The sequence below is a fragment of the Selenomonas timonae genome (genome assembly GCF_014250475.1).
Taxonomy (GTDB): Bacteria; Bacillota; Negativicutes; order Selenomonadales; family Selenomonadaceae; genus Centipeda; species Centipeda timonae.
Map to the genome: position 1 here is coordinate 2,239,170 of NZ_CP060204.1, position 16,497 is coordinate 2,255,666.

15 protein-coding genes and 1 riboswitch are annotated in these 16,497 nt (G+C 58.1%); of the genes, 2 read left to right on the top strand and 13 right to left on the bottom strand.

Annotated features, from left to right (window positions below):
* Positions 1-131: 131 nt before the first annotated feature.
* From uvrC to H1B31_RS10810, 4 genes are all read right to left on the bottom strand, one after another.
* Positions 132-1,961 (bottom strand): excinuclease ABC subunit UvrC, encoded by a 1,830-nt coding sequence (gene uvrC, locus H1B31_RS10795; protein WP_185980321.1) that lies wholly within the window; start codon positions 1,959-1,961, stop codon positions 132-134.
* Positions 1,962-1,965: 4 nt separating this feature from the next.
* Positions 1,966-3,633, bottom strand: a complete 1,668-nt coding sequence (locus H1B31_RS10800) for a 2-isopropylmalate synthase (RefSeq protein ID WP_185980322.1) — start codon at positions 3,631-3,633, stop codon at positions 1,966-1,968.
* Positions 3,634-3,748: 115 nt separating this feature from the next.
* Complete coding sequence (locus H1B31_RS10805) at positions 3,749-4,690, bottom strand: DUF2156 domain-containing protein (protein WP_185980323.1); 942 nt, start codon at positions 4,688-4,690, stop codon at positions 3,749-3,751.
* Between the two features lie 95 nt (positions 4,691-4,785).
* Positions 4,786-5,748 (bottom strand): type I phosphomannose isomerase catalytic subunit, encoded by a 963-nt coding sequence (locus H1B31_RS10810; RefSeq protein ID WP_185980324.1) that lies wholly within the window; start codon positions 5,746-5,748, stop codon positions 4,786-4,788.
* A gap of 188 nt (positions 5,749-5,936) precedes the next feature.
* On the opposite strand from H1B31_RS10810, the gene uraA reads away from it, so the two are divergent.
* Together uraA and H1B31_RS10820 are read left to right on the top strand one after the other, a co-directional pair.
* Positions 5,937-7,196 carry a uracil permease gene (uraA, locus tag H1B31_RS10815; protein WP_185980325.1) on the top strand — a complete coding sequence of 420 codons (1,260 nt, stop codon included), beginning with the start codon at positions 5,937-5,939 and terminating at the stop codon, positions 7,194-7,196.
* Positions 7,196-8,071 carry an RluA family pseudouridine synthase gene (locus H1B31_RS10820; RefSeq protein ID WP_185981293.1) on the top strand — a complete coding sequence of 292 codons (876 nt, stop codon included), beginning with the start codon at positions 7,196-7,198 and terminating at the stop codon, positions 8,069-8,071. The genes uraA and H1B31_RS10820 overlap by 1 nt, the downstream gene beginning before the upstream one ends.
* 120 nt (positions 8,072-8,191) lie before the next feature.
* Here the strand turns inward: H1B31_RS10820 and upp are convergent, their stop codons facing one another.
* The 9 genes from upp to H1B31_RS10865 all read right to left on the bottom strand — a co-directional run bounded on the left by upp (position 8,192) and on the right by H1B31_RS10865 (position 16,148).
* Positions 8,192-8,848 (bottom strand): uracil phosphoribosyltransferase, encoded by a 657-nt coding sequence (upp, locus tag H1B31_RS10825; protein WP_185980326.1) that lies wholly within the window; start codon positions 8,846-8,848, stop codon positions 8,192-8,194.
* A 30-nt stretch (positions 8,849-8,878) separates the two neighbouring features.
* Positions 8,879-10,126 (bottom strand): serine hydroxymethyltransferase, encoded by a 1,248-nt coding sequence (gene glyA, locus H1B31_RS10830; RefSeq protein WP_318842521.1) that lies wholly within the window; start codon positions 10,124-10,126, stop codon positions 8,879-8,881.
* 11 nt (positions 10,127-10,137) lie between these two features.
* Entirely contained in the window at positions 10,138-10,590 is a 453-nt protein-coding gene (gene rpiB, locus H1B31_RS10835; RefSeq protein ID WP_037347140.1) for a ribose 5-phosphate isomerase B, read from the bottom strand.
* A gap of 86 nt (positions 10,591-10,676) precedes the next feature.
* On the bottom strand, positions 10,677-11,519 hold the full coding sequence (locus H1B31_RS10840) for a metal ABC transporter permease (protein ID WP_185980327.1): 843 nt from the start codon (positions 11,517-11,519) through the stop codon (positions 10,677-10,679).
* Entirely contained in the window at positions 11,510-12,334 is an 825-nt protein-coding gene (locus H1B31_RS10845) for a metal ABC transporter ATP-binding protein (protein ID WP_185980328.1), read from the bottom strand. Before H1B31_RS10845 ends, H1B31_RS10840 begins: the two co-directional genes overlap by 10 nt.
* Positions 12,335-12,347: 13 nt before the next feature.
* Positions 12,348-13,085 (bottom strand): ABC transporter permease, encoded by a 738-nt coding sequence (locus tag H1B31_RS10850; RefSeq protein ID WP_185980329.1) that lies wholly within the window; start codon positions 13,083-13,085, stop codon positions 12,348-12,350.
* The gene (locus H1B31_RS10855; RefSeq protein ID WP_185980330.1) at positions 13,085-13,972 is read right to left on the bottom strand and encodes an ABC transporter ATP-binding protein; all 888 of its coding nucleotides are present in this window, start codon (positions 13,970-13,972) and stop codon (positions 13,085-13,087) included. The genes H1B31_RS10850 and H1B31_RS10855 overlap by 1 nt, the downstream gene beginning before the upstream one ends.
* A 5-nt stretch (positions 13,973-13,977) precedes the next feature.
* On the bottom strand, positions 13,978-14,964 hold the full coding sequence (locus H1B31_RS10860; RefSeq protein ID WP_185980331.1) for a Gfo/Idh/MocA family protein: 987 nt from the start codon (positions 14,962-14,964) through the stop codon (positions 13,978-13,980).
* 152 nt (positions 14,965-15,116) lie between these two features.
* Positions 15,117-16,148, bottom strand: a complete 1,032-nt coding sequence (locus H1B31_RS10865) for a sirohydrochlorin cobaltochelatase (RefSeq protein WP_185980332.1) — start codon at positions 16,146-16,148, stop codon at positions 15,117-15,119.
* Positions 16,149-16,265: 117 nt separating this feature from the next.
* A riboswitch (cobalamin riboswitch) is annotated at positions 16,266-16,453 on the bottom strand.
* Positions 16,454-16,497: the final 44 nt, after the last annotated feature.

Sequence of the window (16,497 nt, forward strand, 5' to 3'; positions counted from 1 at the left end):
TCAAATCTTTTTGATAATTCTACAATAATCAGAACTGCAGTGCAATCATACAGTTCGTCATTTTTGGGGGAGAATCCTATCTTGATAGGACGCAACGAAATTAAATGTACCGGATAGCGGTGGAAGTACGGCTAATCTTTCCCACGAAGCGCACGCTGTGCGTCGAAAAAATGCACAATCGCCTCTGCCGCAGGGCGATTCATCCCCGGCGCAGCGGCGAGTTCATCGACAGATGCCGCCTTGATCTTATCGAGTGTGCCGAAGTGCGACCAAAGACTCTGCCGCCGCTTCGGGCCGACACCGACAATGTGATCGAGGACGGAGACGAGGTTGCGCTTGCCGCGCAGCTTGCGATGAAAGGTGATGGCAAAGCGGTGCGCCTCGTCACGGATGCGCTGGACGAGGTAAAGGGACTGACTGCGGCGCGGCAGCTCGACCGGCTCCGAATGCCCCTCTGTAAAGATGAGCTCGAATTGCTTTGCGAGCCCGACGACGGGCACATCCTTGTGCCCCGCCTCATTTCGGATGATCTCGAGCGCGGAGGAGAGCTGACCCTTGCCGCCGTCGATGATGATGAGGTCAGGCAGTTCGTCCTCGGGCAGTCCCACATAGCGTCGCGTCGTCACCTCACGCATGGAGAGGAAGTCGTCGGGCTTGCCCTCCGCGCTCCGAATCTTGAAGCGGCGATAGTCGGACTTCTTCGGCATGCCATCCTCGAAGACGACCATCGAGGCGACGGTCTCCTGCCCCTGATTGTGCGAGATGTCAAAGCATTCCATGCGGCGCGGCGGCTTTTTGAGTCCGAGATAGCGCCCCAGCTCCTCGACCGCGCCGAGTGTAGTCTCATTGGCGAGACTGCGGCGTGTCTCCTCATCCGCGAGGAATTTCTCCGCATTGCCCGTCGCCATCGTCACAATATCGCGCTTTGTCCCGCGCTGCGGCGTGAGGAGCGCGACCTTGCCACCGCCCTTTCTCTCTGAGAGCCACTGCTCAATGATCGCACGCGCAGCGTCGTCGATCGCATGCGGCAACAGCACCTCGCGCGGCACGAAGGTCGCCTGATTGTAGTACTGCTCGAGGAAGGCGCGCAGGATGTCCGCATCGCTCTCCTCCTCGCTCCCACGGAGGAGGAAGTGCTCGCGCCCAATCATCTTTCCGCCGCGGATGAAGAAGATCTGCACGCAGACGCCTGCCGCCGAGCGCGCCATGCCGAGCGCATCCTGATCTCCCGCGCCCGTCACGATGTTCTGCCGCTCTGCCGCCTTGCGCACGGCTATGAGCTGATCCCGCAGGCGCGCCGCCGTCTCGAAGTGGTACGCCTCCGCCGCAAGTGCCATGCGGTGCTCAAGCTCACGCTCCACATCGTCCGTCCGTCCCTCGAGAAAGAGAAGAACAGCATGGATCATCGCTCGGTAATCCTCCTCCCCCACCTTGCCTACACAGGGTGCGAGACAGCGCTTGATATGGTACTCAAGGCATGGCCGATCAGGCATTGTCCGACACGTACGCAGAGGAAAAAGGCGCTTCAGGAGCTTTAAGCTGTCCCGCAGCGCCGTCACATTCGTATAGGGGCCGAAGTAGCGCGCTCCATCACGCAGTACGCGCCGCGTGATGAAGACGCGCGGATATTCCTCCTGCACCGTCACCTTGACATAGGGGTAACTCTTGTCGTCCTTGAGCCGTATATTGTAGCGCGGACGATGTTTCTTAATGAGATTTGCCTCGAGAATCAGCGACTCGACTTCGTTCGCTGTCATGATCGTCTCGAAGTCGGCAACGTGCGAAACCATCGCACGCACCTTCGGCGCCTGATTGCGGCTGCTCTGGAAATACTGCCGAACGCGGTTCTTGAGGACGATTGCCTTGCCCACATAGATGATCTTCCCGCGCGCGTCCTTCATGAGATAGACGCCGGGACTCTCTGGCAGCAACTTCAGTTTTTCGGCAACGAGGTCGGTCACGTTCTCAATGCCCTGCCTTCATGCGGTTGATCGCACTGAAGAGCGCGAGGATGGACGAGGTGATGATGTCCGTATCCAGTCCCGCTCCCCAGTAGACATTGCCGTCCTCGCCCGTGATGCTGATATAGGAGATGGCGCGCGAGGTCTGCCCGATCTCAAGCGCGTGCTCACTGTAGGTCAGGTTCGTGTAGCGAAGCCCCAGATTTGCCTGCATGGCGTTCGAGATGGCGTCGAGGCGGCCGTTGCCGCGTGCCTCATACGTGCGGTCCTCGCCGTCCACCTTGAGATGAACGTCGCCCATGCGCGTGCCGTCCGGCTGCTTTTTCAGATGGAAATCCGTGAGTTCGAACGGGAATACAACATTGACGTAGGTATCCATGAACACCTTGTAGATCTCGTCCGGCAGGAGTTCTTTGTGCCCGCTGTCGGATACGGACTTGACGCGGTAGCTGAGATCCTCGCGCATCTTCTTCGGCATGCTGATGCCGTACTGCTGCTCCATGATATAACCGACACCGCCCCTGCCCGACTGGCTGTTGATGCGGATGACATCGCCGTCGTACGTGCGCCCGATATCCTTCGGATCGATGTAGAGATAGGGCAGTGACCAGTGCTTGGGTTTGTTCTCATCCCAGTGCTTCATGCCCTTGGCGATGGCATCCTGATGGGAACCGGAGAACGCGGCAAAGACGAGTGCGCCCGAATACGGCTGGCGCGGGTTGACCTGCATGCGCGTCACCTGCTCATAGACCTCAACGAGGTGCGGGAGATCGGAGAAGTCGAGGTTCGGATCGACACCGAGCGCGAACATGTTCATTGCAACCGTGATGATGTCGACGTTGCCCGTGCGCTCCCCGTTGCCGAAGAGCGTGCCCTCGACACGATCTGCGCCTGCGAGCAGCCCCATCTCCGCATCTGCTACGCCGCAGCCGCGGTCGTTGTGCGGGTGGAGGGAAAGGACGACGCTGTCACGGTATTTCAGCCGCTCATTGACGTAGGCAATCTGCATTCCGTAGACGTGTGACATCGACATTTGAACCGTCGAGGGAAGATTGATGATCGCCTTGCGATCGGGCGTGGGCTGCCACACATCGAGAACGGCATTGCAGACTTCGAGCGCATATTCGGGCTCCGTGCCCGTGAAGCTTTCGGGCGAGTATTCAAACCGATAGTTCGCGCCCGCCTCCTCCGTCAGCTTCTTGAGAAGCTTTGCGCCGTCCACGGCGATCTGGAGGATCTCCTCCTTTGAGCGTGCAAATACCTGCTCGCGCTGTGCTGCAGACGTGGGGTTGTAGACATGCACAATCGCGTTCTTCACGCCGCGCAGCGCATCAAACGTCTTTCGGATGATATGCTCCCGCGCCTGTGTCAGCACCTGCACGGTCACATCGTCGGGGATGAGATTGTCATCGACGAGGCGGCGCAGGAACTCGTACTCCGTCTCCGACGCGGCAGGAAAACCGACCTCGATCTCCTTGAACCCCACACGCACGAGAAGATCGAAGAACGCCAGCTTCTCGTCCAAACTCATCGGGATGATGAGTGCCTGATTGCCGTCGCGCAGATCAACCGAGCACCAGATTGGAGCCTTGTCCGGCGCGTCCTGGCGCAGCCAGTCCAGACGGATCTCAGGCGGCATATAGTATCCCTTGGTGTACTTCGTGTGATTCATGATCGTTCCCCCCGTATAACATTGCATCATCCATATAAACAAGAAAGTCCCTCGCCGCTGATGTGGGGCGAAGGACGCGCCTGCGTTATCCTAGCGTTGTGCTATCTTACCATATTCACGTGCAGTTTGCAAATCCGACCAAGGTCGCATTAAACTTCTCAATCAGCTTCTCGGGCTTGTACGACTCCTTTGCCTTGCGCAGCCCTTCGATCCCCATATCCTCCTCGCGGTTGATGTAGGTCAGATGGCTCCACGCGTGCTCCACGAACCCCTGATTGATCGCGGGATATGCGCCGCGCAGCTCGGGGTCTGCCTTCTCCACGTGGATGACCGCTGTATCCGTGTTCAGCTGCTCACCGAAGGTAAAGGCGATGACGCGCCCGTCGAGGAGAATCGCGCCGCCCTTCAGCCCGAAGTCCGCGAAGTTGTTCAGCACCTCGAGGATCGCCGTACGCTCATAGCCGATGAACGGATCAACGGTCCCGTCCTCCTGCTTGTGCTGCTTGTACCAGCTGTTCAGCTCGAGCTTGCACAGCGTTACGATCTCATCCGTAATCGGCACGAACACCGCGTCGGGATGCTCCTTGCGAAACGCATTCAGATGGTTCTTCTTCGAGTGCAGCTTGCGGCCCGCGAGGCTGATGAGCTTTTCCGAAAGGTACACATAGTCATAGTTGTCGCGGTCAGCGACCACCTCAAAGTGTGCGCAGTCGCAGCTGCGCAGGAAATCCGCATAGCCGCGTTCCATGTCATAGATGTGGAACGGCTGCTCAATCTCCTCGAAGTACGCGAGCAGCTTCTTCGTCGCCGCAGGATAGAGCGCGGAATCGCAAAACGGCTGCAAGGCGGAGACACGCGCCTTCCACTCGCTCACAACGTAGAGGACATCGTCCTCCTCGGCGATGTGGACATGGAACGGTTCGCGCCACATGTAGAGATTCGTAAAGTTAAAATGCGAATTCTCATAGTAATTCGCACGAAAATATCGATCAAGCAGCGGCTTGTCTTCCTTTGTCAAGGCATGAAATTCGATGAGTCTCACCTTCCCTTTGGGCATTCGTAAGGAATCGCCATATTTATCAGCGAGTCCTTAATAAAAGTTCTCCTAACGGTTTCATTATAACAAAGCCGTCAAGCCCTACCTGTTCTGCTCTATATTTTACTGAGAATCAGCTCTCCCATGCCCGTGAGCACACAGTGTCCCAATCCTGCGGGCAGGAAGACGCTCTCCCCCTTTTGTACCTGCAGTTCGTCCGTTTCAGTGCGAAGCTGTACGTTGCCCGAAAGCACGGTCAGACACTGGAATGAGTCTTCGCTTACAGTAAGCGCACATTCCCCGTCCACTGTGAGATGATAGGCGGTGAAATACCCGCACGCCGCCAGAAGGCGCGCCCTCGCTCCCGCGAAGATGTCGACCTCATTGCCGCACGCATACGCGGGAGCAGGTGCAAGGGAGGTCACATCAAGCGCCTTTTCGATATGAAGATCGCGTGGCTTGCCGTCCGCACCGATGCGGCCGTAATCGTAGATGCGATACGTCGTATTCGAGTTCTGCTGGATCTCGCAGATGAGGATGCCCTTGCCGATTGCATGGAGCGTCCCCGCAGGGATGAAGAAGACATCGCCCTTCTGCACAGGCACATGACGCACAACATCGAGCAGAGTGTTGTCCTCTATGCGCCGACGAAACTCTTCCTTTGAGATCTCGTGCGCAAATCCATAGAGCAGCTCCGCCCCCTGTGCTGCGTCCACGACATACCACAGCTCCGTCTTGCCGTACTCCCCCTCGACGCGCAGTGCATAATCATCATTTGGATGCACCTGCACGGAGAGATCGTCACGCGCATCGATGAGCTTGATGAGCAGTGGGAAATACGAAAACTTCGCCGCACGCGTGCCGAGTGCATCCGTGCCCGCCTCCGCGAGCCAATCCGAAAGAGTCCATCCCGCCGCAGCGCCGTTTGCAATGACGCTTTTGCCGTCCCTATGGCAGGCAAGCTCCCAGCTCTCGGCGACCTTCGTCAGCTGCGTTTCCTTTCCGTATTCATCCCTGAGCCGCGTACCGCCCCAGAGATAGTCCTTCAGCGGCGCAATGAGTTTCATCGGATACTTCATAATTCACGTCCTTATTTCATTTCATAGGACTATCTTACCGAATTCTACAAAAAACTGCAAGTACAAAGCACGACCTATGAAATGATGATTGTTCCCCACCGCTGACTGTGGTATCATAGGAACGCCTGCAGCAGACGCAGGATTTCTTTCATAAAATATTTTACCCATCTGAAACGGAGTGATTCACCATGTCCCAAAAGGTCATTGATACCACGGAGCGCCCGCCGCTCCTCACCACCATCCCGCTCTCCCTGCAGCATCTCTTCGCGATGTTCGGCTCGACCGTGCTCGTGCCGATCCTCTTTCACGTCAACCCCGCGACCGTGCTGCTCTTCAACGGCATCGGCACACTGTTCTACCTCATCCTCTGCAAGGGCAAGATTCCCGCCTATCTCGGCTCGAGCTTCGCCTTCCTCTCCCCCGTCTTCCTCGTCCTCTCCGAGTACAGCTACGAGGCAGCACTCGGCGGTTTCATCGTCGTCGGCATCGTCTTCTGCATTGTCAGCTTCATCGTGCATACGATCGGAACGAGCTGGATCGACGTCATCTTCCCGCCCGCCTCGATGGGCGCAATCGTCGCCGTCATTGGACTCGAGCTAATGCCGACGGCGGCGGGCATGGCAGGGCTGACGGGAGAAAATACCGACGCAACCGTCATCTTCGTCTCGATCGCAACCCTCGCCATCACAATCTTCGCCTCGATGGCGTTCCGCGGCTTCCTCTCCATCATTCCGATTCTCATCGGCGTTGTCGCGGGCTACATCATCGCCTTTGCCGTTGGCATCGTCGATCTCTCGCACGTTGAGAGCGCGCCGTGGCTCGCGATACCGACGATCTACACGCCGGAGTTCGACCTGCGTGCCATCCTCATCATCCTGCCCGCCTCCATTGTCGTCATCGTGGAGCACATCGGCCACCTCATTGTCACGGGCAATATTGTCGGACGCAACCTCGCAAAGGATCCGGGGCTTGATCGCTCCCTCCTCGGAAACGGCGTCTCGACCATCTTCTCGGGCTTCTTCGGCTCGACACCGAACACGACCTACGGCGAGAACATCGGCGTGCTCGCCATCACAAAGGTTTACTCCACGTGGGTCATCGGCGGCGCAGCGATCTTTGCAATCCTGCTCTCCTGTCTCGGCAAGCTCGCCGCGCTCATCCAGAGCATCCCGACGCCCGTCATGGGCGGCGTCTCCATGCTGCTCTTCGGCGTCATCGCCGCCTCGGGCATCCGTATCCTTGTCGAGGCGAAGGTGGACTACAACAATCCGATGAATCTCCTCCTCACCTCGATCGTCATGGGTGTCGGTGTCTCGACGGCAAGCCTCACCATCGGCACGGTCACACTGCGCGGTATGTCGCTCGCGACTGTCATTGCCATCATCCTCTCCGTCTCTTTCCGCATCATCCTCGCCCTGCGCCGTCAGGAGCAGAAACAGAGCGAGTGATGGAAATCACAGTCGACCTGCACGCGGATGAAACATGCCCCGCAAAGGCGTACCTGATGCGCACGCGCGGCATTTCCTCGGGGCTCTGGAAACGGATCAAACACAGCGGAACATTCGCCGTGAACGGCGTCCCCGCGATTGCTGCGCGCACGATGCTGCGTGCGGGTGATATTGTCTCCTACGAACTGCCCATCGTCTCCTCCATCACACCGGAGCAGCTACCGCTCTCCATTGTCTATGAGGACAACGATCTCCTCGTCATCGACAAGCCTGCGGGGCAACTCGTCCATCCGACGACAAAGGAGGCACACGGCACCGTTGCAAACGCCGTGCTGGGACTCTATACCGCGCGTGGTATCTCTCTCGACTTTCACCCCTGCCACCGCCTCGACCGCAACACCTCAGGGCTGCTCCTCATCGCCAAGCGTCCCGAGGTGCAGCATCAGATTGCGCGTACACATACACTTGAGCGAACGTATCTGGCGCTGATCGAGGGAGCGATTACACCTACGTCAGGCACGATCGATGCGCCGATTGCACGCGCCCTGCCGAGCATCATCTTGCGCCATGTCGCGCCCGATGGAAAGCCCGCGCGCACACATTATGAAATGGTGTGGACGAACGGAGAACATACCCTTTTGCGACTGCGCCTCGAAACGGGACGTACCCACCAGATCCGTGTCCACCTCGCCCACCTCGGGTATCCGCTGCTCGGCGATGATCTCTACGGCGGCAATACGGAACGAATCACCCGTCACGCCCTACACTCGACACAGCTCACACTCAGCCAGCCGTGCACACATGAAGGTCTGACCATCACAGCCCCCTTACCAGAAGATATGACGGAGATTGTTCACCACATTTCTATATCATAAGAAGTCTTTGCTGCCTAATTATCCATATACATTTTTCGTCAACATTTTGGGATAAGAGTAACTCATACTCCATAATGCAAAAGACGACTGCGCAGGCAGTCGTCTTTTGCATTATGTTTATTACAGTGTCCCGAAGATGCGATCGCCTGCGTCGCCGAGACCCGGCACGATGTAGCCGTGATCGTTGAGGCGTTCATCGACGGCTGCGACATAGATCGGCACGTCGGGATGATCGGCAGCCACGCGACGAATGCCCTCGGGCGCGGAGACGAGGCACATGAGGATGATGCTGCGTGCGCCCTTTTCCTTGAGCATGGTGAGTGCCGCCGACGCACTGCCGCCCGTAGCGAGCATGGGGTCGGGGACGATGAGCGTACGATCCTCGACACCGCTCGGCAGCTTTGCGTAGTACTCGACAGGCGCAAGTGTCTCGGGGTCGCGGTAGAGTCCGATATGCCCCACGCGCGCGGCAGGTACGAGGGTCAATATGCCGTCGAGCATGCCGAGCCCTGCGCGCAGGATGGGCACGATGCCGAGCTTCTTGCCCTCGAGCATCTTCGCATGACAGCGTGCGACGGGCGTCTCGATCTCCACATCGCGCAGCGGGAAATCGCGCGTGATCTCATATGCCATGAGCATGGCAATCTCCGAGAGCAGCTCGCGGAACTCCTTCGTCCCCGTCTCCTTCATACGCATGATGGTCAGCTTGTGCTGGATGAGCGGATGATCGACGAGATGGAGACTCGGAATATCGGACGGATGGAATGTATCAGCCATGGGAGAGGCTTCCTTTCTTTCAGAGATATGTTATTCGTACAGGGGGTATTTCGCACAGAGTGCGGCGACGCGGCTACGCGCCTCTTCCTTACGCGCTTCATCGGTCGGCGCGTCGAGGACGTATGCGATAATGCGCGCCACCTCGCGCATATCCTCTTCCTTGAAGCCGCGCGACGTGAGCGCAGGTGAGCCAAGGCGAATGCCGCTCGTGACGAACGGGCTGCGCGGCTCGAACGGAATCGTATTGCGGTTCGCCGTGATACTGACCTCGTCGAGGAGGTTCTGCGCCTCCTTGCCCGTGATCTCCTTGTTCGTGAGATCGACGAGCATGACGTGTGTGTCCGTCCCGCCCGATACGATGCGGTAGCCGCACTTCGTCAGTTCATCCGCGAGTGCTGCCGCATTTTTCACGACCTGCGCGCCGTACTCCTTGAACGAGGGCTGGAGAGCCTCGCCGAGCGCAACTGCCTTTGCCGCAATGACGTGCATGAGAGGACCGCCCTGAATGCCGGGGAAGACCGCCTTGTTGATCTTCGCGCCAAGTTCCTCATCGCGCCCGAGGATAAGTCCCCCACGCGGCCCGCGCAGGGTCTTGTGGGTGGTCGTGGTCACAACATCGGCATAGGGCACGGGACTGGGGTGCTGCCCTGCGGCGACAAGCCCCGCAATATGCGCCATATCCACCATGAAGAACGCGCCGACCGCCTTTGCAATCGCCCCGATGCGCTCGAAGTCAATCGTGCGTGCATATGCCGAAGCACCCGCGATAATCATTTTGGGATTGTGCTCCTTCGCAAGCGCCTCAAGCGCATCGTAGTCAATGCGCTCCGTCTCGCGATCCACACCGTAAGGAATGACCTTGTAATATGTCCCAGAGATGTTGACGGGGCTGCCGTGTGTCAGATGCCCGCCGTCCGTCAGATTCATGCCGAGGATCGTGTCGCCCGGCTGCAACAGTGCAAAGAAGACCGCCATATTCGCCTGCGCGCCCGAATGAGGCTGCACATTCGCCCATGTCGCTCCGAAGAGCTCCTTTGCGCGGTCAATCGCAAGCTGCTCCGCCACATCGACGTATTCACAACCACCGTAGTAGCGCTTTCCCGGGTAGCCCTCTGCGTACTTGTTCGTGAGGACACTGCCCTGCGCCTCCATAACCGCGCGGCTGACGATGTTTTCCGAGGCGATGAGCTCCAGCTTCGTACGCTGGCGGTTCAGTTCATCCTCAATCGCCGCAAACGTCTGTGGGTCGACCTTTTCCAACGAATCCATCATGCTCATAGAAACTCTCCTTAACCGTTTTTCTGATCTTCCAGCGCCATAATTTTTTCGACACGGCGCGCATGACGCCCACCCTCGAACTCCGTGCGAATCCACGCGCGCACAATCTCGCCCGCAGGGCCGAAGCCCGTCACGCGGCCACCAAGGGCAAGCACATTCGCATCGTTGTGCTTCCGCGACATAATTGCCGTATAGACATCAGCGCAGAGTGCCGCGCGGATACCCTTGATCTTGTTCGCTGCAATCGAGATGCCAAGCCCTGTGCCGCAGAGCACGATCCCGCGATCCGCCTTTCCCGAGATGACATCGGCGCAGACCTTCTCCGCGATGTCAGGGTAATCGACGGCCTCCTTTCCAAAGGTTCCAACATCCTTTACATGCACATCGCTGAATTCATGGAGCACCATCTTGACCTCTTCTTTGAGATCCACGGCACCGTGGTCGCTGCCAATCGTAATATTCATGAGAATGCCCTCCTCCTCATACTTTACAATATTCTCTTTCATTTTAGCATAGATCACTGAAAAAAAATAGGGCACGGGTTGGGACATTACTGTCGAAAATGAGGGCTCAGGGCAAGCGAGAAAAAGAACATCAGCGCCGCCGCCGCCACGATCGCCGCACCCGCCGCAATACCGAAATAGTATGCCGCAAAGAGCCCAGCGAGACCCGCGCCGAGCGCAATGAGAACTGACAACAGATGATATGACTTGACGCTTCCCGCGAGATTCCGCGAGGCTGCCCCCGGCAGGACAAGCAGTGCGTTGATGATGAGGATGCCGACCCACTGGATGCTCACAGCTACAACGACGGCGAGCAGCGCGGCGAACAGAGCCTCCACGGCAAATATTGAGACACCGCGGCTGCGCGCAAGTGAGGCGTTCACGGATAGCAGAAGCAATCGGTTGAAGAGCAGCATCCAGCCAACGAAGACGACGGCATCGACGGCGAGCAGACCCGCGAGATCAGCAGGGGTAATGCTCAGAATGTCTCCAATGAGGAGCGGAGAAAATTTCGAAAAGCCTCCGCCGTGACTCATAATCATGAGACCGACGGCAATCGCCGTTGAGGAGAACACGCCGATGACCGTATCCGCCGATGCCGCTGTGCGGTGCTTGATGTAGGTGATGAGAAGTGCAAACGCAATCGAAAAGAGGATGAGCGATGTGAGCGGTGCAAATATGCCGACGAGCACACCGATGGCAATGCCCGTAAACGCGCCATGCCCGAGGGAGTCCGAGAAGAACGCCATACGGCTCGAGACCACCATCGTCGAGAGCAGTCCGAAGAGCGGTGTCATGAGGAGGATTGCAAGGAGCGCGTTCTTCATGAAGGTGTACTCCATCCATGCCAGTGGCAGGAGTGCATCCATTGCCCCGTAGATCAGTTCCATGCCGCAGCCTCCTCTCCCCCATGCTCCTCGGCGCGCCTGTGCAGATGACGGAGATCGGGTAGGATGCCAAAGAGACGCTCCATCGCAGGGCTTGCAAAGACCGTATCCGGCGCTCCTGCCGCTGCAATCCCGTGATCCATGAGCACAACCTTGTCGGCATGGCGCGCGACCATGCCGAGGTCATGCGAGATAAGAAGGATCGCAAGGTCTTCCTGCGCGCGCAGCTGCCCCACAATGTCATAGAAGAGTGAGAGTCCGCTCTGATCGACGCCCGAGACTGGCTCGTCGAGGAGCAGAAGGTTCGGCAGGGGGTCGAGGGCGAGTGCAAGCAGGACGCGCTGCAGCTCTCCGCCTGAAAGTGCGCCGAGGCGGCGATCGATCAGATGCTCCGCGCGCACGCGTGCAAGTTTTTCAGTGACGCGCACGCGATAGCACCGTGCAGGAAAGAGCCAGACGGGGCGCATGGTCACACACGCCATAAAGAGATCCAGCACCGTTGTCGGCGCCGTCAGATCGAGGCGCAGATACTGCGGTACATAGCCGATCACGGGCTTTCCCGTGTGCCGATCCTCCGCGTCGACGAAACGCAGACTGCCCGTATGCGCAACCTCACCGAGGATTGCGCGCAGGAGCGTGCTCTTGCCCGCACCGTTCGGGCCTATAATTGCGGTCAGCTCGCCGCAGTGAAAATGGAGATTAACATGCGAAAAGACTTCGAACGTCCCAAAGGAGACGCCGAAGTCCTCGACCTTGGTGCAACAGAAATGCGCGCAACCTTCGCGCGCTCCCCTGTGATGAAAGATATGTCTGAGCATGATGATCCTTTTCCTAATCCGTCAGCCGGCGGAATTTCCACGTCCCCGCCGCGATCCCCAGAGCCGCATAGCCTACGACCACCGCAAGCGAGAGCACGGAGAACTCCCCCGCCGATCCGAGGCTGCGCAGGAGGTGACTCGTATGCGTCAGCGGCAGCACTTCCACAATCCAACGCACGACACCCGGCAGCGCCGCCGTCGAGAAGAACGTCCCGCAAAGGAAGGACATCGGGAGCAGGACGTAGAGGTTGACCTGGCTCATCTCCTCATAGGTGGAGATATACATCGCCGCGAGAAAGCCGATCTCCGCGAAGATCATACAGTTCAGTGCAAGCACGAGGAGAAAGAGCGGCGTGATTGTGAACTGCGCGCCGAAGAGATAGCTGAGCACAACGATGATTGCAGACGAAATCAGTCCACGCACGACAGCGCCCGCGACCTTGCCAATGACGAACGCATCGGGACGAATCGGCGCGATGAGGTACTCCTCGAGACTCTTGTGATAGACGCGCTCCGCATGCACAGAGATGATGCTGTTAAAGCTGATGTTCATGGAGTTCATCGCGAGAAGCCCCGGCACGAGAAAGTCCAGATACGAGCCCGTGCCCACGTCGATGCTGCGTCCGAGCCCCCAGCCAAACGCGATAAGGAACATCAGAGGCGAGACCATGCGGCTCAGAATGTACTTCGTCAGACGGCGGCGCAGAACAACCCAGTCGCGCCAGAACACCGTCCAGATATCCCGCAGCATCAGAGCCCCTCCTTTCGTCCCGTCATCTCGATGAAGACATCCTCGAGATTCGTCGGGCGCAGGAGAACGCGCTGCATCTGCTCCTCAAGCATACGCGCATGGGCACGTGCCTCCTCGCGCGTGTGGAAGAAGCGATAGGAGCGGCCGCTCTCCTCATCCCACTCCACCGCATACGCGCCCAGATTCTCACAGAATGTGCGCGGCGTCTGCACATCGACGAGCCCGCCCTTGTTGATGATCGACACGCGGTCACAGAGCGCCTCCGCCTCCTCGATGTAATGGGTCGTCAAGAGAACCGTCACACCGCTCTTTGCGACCGCGCGCACGAGATCCCAGATATGCCGCCGGATCTGCGGGTCGAGTGCAACCGTCGGCTCATCAAGAAAGAGCACCTGCGGTCGGTGGATCAGTGCACGCGCAATGAGGAGGCGCCGCTTCATGCCGCCCGAGAGGCGACGTACGTTGTCATTGCGCACCTCCGAGAGCTCCATCTCACGGAGGAGTTCCTCAATGCGCTGCGTCCGCTCCACGCCGCCCATATGGTGCAGACGCGCGTGCAGCTCCATATTGTCCCAGACCGTGAGCTCCTGATCGAAATTCACATGCTGCGGCACAACGCCGATCATCTCTTTGACAGCACGCGGGTCGCGGCAAATATCCTGCCCGCCGATGCGAACCACACCGCTCGTCGCCTGCGTCTGCATCGTGAGCATGCGGATGATCGTCGTCTTGCCCGCTCCATTGGGTCCTAGGAGGCCGAATACCTCTCCGCGCCGCACGGCGAGTGTCACCCCCGCAACCGCTGTCTTCCAGCTCTTTTTCTGCTCCGCATTCGTATGCGGAAACTTCTTGACGAGATTCTCCATCTCGATCATCATGGATTCCATTGATCTCAATCCGCCCGAAACTGAATCCCTGCCATGAGGCGCGCCTTCTCCATCACTGCCATCACCGTCCGCGAGATCTGAAGACCCTCCTCCACGCTCATATAATCCTTGCGTGCAAAGATATCCCGCATCGCCTCGAACTCGTGCACCATGCGATGCTCATGACGGTTCAGTTCGTAGGTCTCCGGTTCCCTGCCACGCAGGCCGACGGTAAAGGAAGAGAGTGCGTTCACCTCACCGTCCGCGCGAATCCAACCAGACTCGCCCTGAATCATAAAGAAGGAGGGGCTCGAGCTGTCCTTCGCCGCCGCCGCCGTTGCAACAAAGCCGTCATAACGCATCGTCATCACCCCTGAGGTATCAATGCCGTTAAAGCCCACATTCGCGGTGTAGGCAGCGGACTTCGGGCGTCCGAAGAGCGAGACAATGAGCTCGAGATTGTAGACATTCAGATCGTAGAGCGCACCACCCGAGAGCGAGGGATCGAATGCGGGCGCAACATCGCGTGCAAGATAGCGATCATAGCGACTCGAATACTTCGAGTAATTCGCCTGCACGAGGCGAATGAGTCCGAGCTGCGGCAATGTCTCCAGTATGCCCACATAGTTCGGAAGGAAGAGCGGTGTCACGGCCTCGAACAGATAGCAATGCGCCGCACGCGCGCGGGCAATCAGCTCCTCCGCCTCCGCGAGGGTCGATGTAAAGGGCTTTTCGAGAATGACGTGCCAGCCCGCCGCAATCGCCTGCCGCGCGTAGTCAAAATGCGCACTGTTGACGATGCCGATATAGACGAAGTCCGCCTCATGCGCCGCGAGCATTGCCCCGTAGTCCGTTGCCACCTGTGGCACACCGAACTCCTGCGCGAGTACCCGCGCCTTCTCCCGACTGTGCGGACGCGCGCAGATGGTGACAACCTCGATGCCCTCCAGCTGACGCAGGGCGATGAGCGCCTCCCGCGCGATCATCCCTGTCCCTACAACTGCGATCTTCATTGCTCTATTCTCCTTCACGTGCCGACATCATTGCCCCGTACTTTCATGCCCACCTATTATAGCAGGGTATTTCAGCAAAGAAAAGGGTCTGCCACAGAAGTAAAACTTCTATGGCAGACCCGCACCGCAAGTATTGCAGCTGTCTGTTTCTCTTAGCGCATCATTTTGATGTGATCCGCATCGGCATCCTTCTTGCCCTGCAGAGCATCCCATGCATCATTTGCACGCTCCACATAGACATCGCGGATCATCTTGTTCTCGCCAAGGCCATGCATGTAGGTATCGACCTTGTAGCCCTCTCCTTCGAGAATGCTCTTGTGCGAATCCGCATCTTTTCCTGCCATGTCATTGTGCGCATGATCGCCTGCAACCATCATGATCGGCATGAGCGTCACATTCTTGATCTTGTTTGCCTTAAGCTTCGGAATGACATCCTCGAGGCTCGGCCAGCCCTCAACCGTGTAGACATAGACATTCTTATATCCGAGCGCATCAAGCTTCGCCTGAATCACGGAATAGTACGCGTTCGAGACATGCGGCGTACCATGTGCCATCAGGAGCAGCGCCTCGCCCTTTGCCAGTTTCGGGAACTGGCTGGAAACCGCCTGGAGGAACTCCATCACGTCATCCGGCTGATCCTCCTGACCCTGCCAGTACATAAGGGAGGTGCCGCAGGTCATCGTCTTGAACTGCTCCTTGTACTCATGGAACACGGCCTTGACATAGGAGTACTCCATGCCCGGGATGACATCGAGGGAGACGAGTGCCACACGCGAGTAGCCGTCCGCCTTGAGCTGCATGAGCGCCTCCTCAGGCGTCGGATACTTCTTGCCCTCGTTCTTGGCAATGCGGTCGATGATGATATGAGAGGTAAACGCCGTCACGACCTTCACGCCCGGATGCGCCGCCTTGATCGCGTCCACCGTTGCCTCGATCGTCTTCTCACGCGTCTCCTTGAACGTCGTACCGAAGCTCATCACAACAATGGCGTCCTTGTTCGTGTAGTTCTGCATCTGCGGGTTCTCATACTTGAGCACGCCGATCTCCGATGCCTCCATGAGCGCGGGGGTCGCCGTCTTGACCTCGGGGTTCAGCTCATACGAGGCCTCTGCCGGGCTGTACGAAAAGCCGAGGACTGCCGAGCACGCGAGAGACGCAACCAGCATTTTCTTCCAATTCTTCATCCGAATTCCTCCCATAAAATATAAATAATAAAGGCTTTCCTGCCGCAACAAGAAAGCCCCGTGAATCAAATTCACGAATCCCCTTCCTGTCGCTCGCAGGTCTGTGCCCATGGCACGCGGTGGATTGTCAAACAGGCAGTTCTCCTGGCTCGGTTCATCGCTCCCCTGCGCCTTCCCAAGAGGAATCTCCTCTCAGTGACACCCTTGCAGGTTCGCTCCCCTCACAGTGGCGGGACCGCGCCGGCTCATCCGGCTTCTCTATTAAGCATGCACAACTGCGCTGCACCTGTCTCCCAAAGATTAAATTATAACAACATAGATAGCATACATCGTTATACGCAAATTGTCA

Coding starts and splice junctions, on each gene's coding strand:
- H1B31_RS10800 (WP_185980322.1), bottom strand. CDS start 3,633: ATGAATCACACGAAGTACACCAAGGGATACTATATGCCGCCTGAGATC.
- H1B31_RS10805 (WP_185980323.1), bottom strand. CDS start 4,690: ATGCCCAAAGGGAAGGTGAGACTCATCGAATTTCATGCCTTGACAAAG.
- H1B31_RS10810 (WP_185980324.1), bottom strand. CDS start 5,748: ATGAAGTATCCGATGAAACTCATTGCGCCGCTGAAGGACTATCTCTGG.
- uraA (WP_185980325.1), top strand. CDS start 5,937: ATGTCCCAAAAGGTCATTGATACCACGGAGCGCCCGCCGCTCCTCACC.
- H1B31_RS10820 (WP_185981293.1), top strand. CDS start 7,196: ATGGAAATCACAGTCGACCTGCACGCGGATGAAACATGCCCCGCAAAG.
- upp (WP_185980326.1), bottom strand. CDS start 8,848: ATGGCTGATACATTCCATCCGTCCGATATTCCGAGTCTCCATCTCGTC.
- glyA (WP_318842521.1), bottom strand. CDS start 10,126: ATGAGCATGATGGATTCGTTGGAAAAGGTCGACCCACAGACGTTTGCG.
- rpiB (WP_037347140.1), bottom strand. CDS start 10,590: ATGAATATTACGATTGGCAGCGACCACGGTGCCGTGGATCTCAAAGAA.
- H1B31_RS10840 (WP_185980327.1), bottom strand. CDS start 11,519: ATGGAACTGATCTACGGGGCAATGGATGCACTCCTGCCACTGGCATGG.
- H1B31_RS10845 (WP_185980328.1), bottom strand. CDS start 12,334: ATGCTCAGACATATCTTTCATCACAGGGGAGCGCGCGAAGGTTGCGCG.
- H1B31_RS10850 (WP_185980329.1), bottom strand. CDS start 13,085: ATGCTGCGGGATATCTGGACGGTGTTCTGGCGCGACTGGGTTGTTCTG.
- H1B31_RS10855 (WP_185980330.1), bottom strand. CDS start 13,972: ATGGAATCCATGATGATCGAGATGGAGAATCTCGTCAAGAAGTTTCCG.
- H1B31_RS10860 (WP_185980331.1), bottom strand. CDS start 14,964: ATGAAGATCGCAGTTGTAGGGACAGGGATGATCGCGCGGGAGGCGCTC.
- H1B31_RS10865 (WP_185980332.1), bottom strand. CDS start 16,148: ATGAAGAATTGGAAGAAAATGCTGGTTGCGTCTCTCGCGTGCTCGGCA.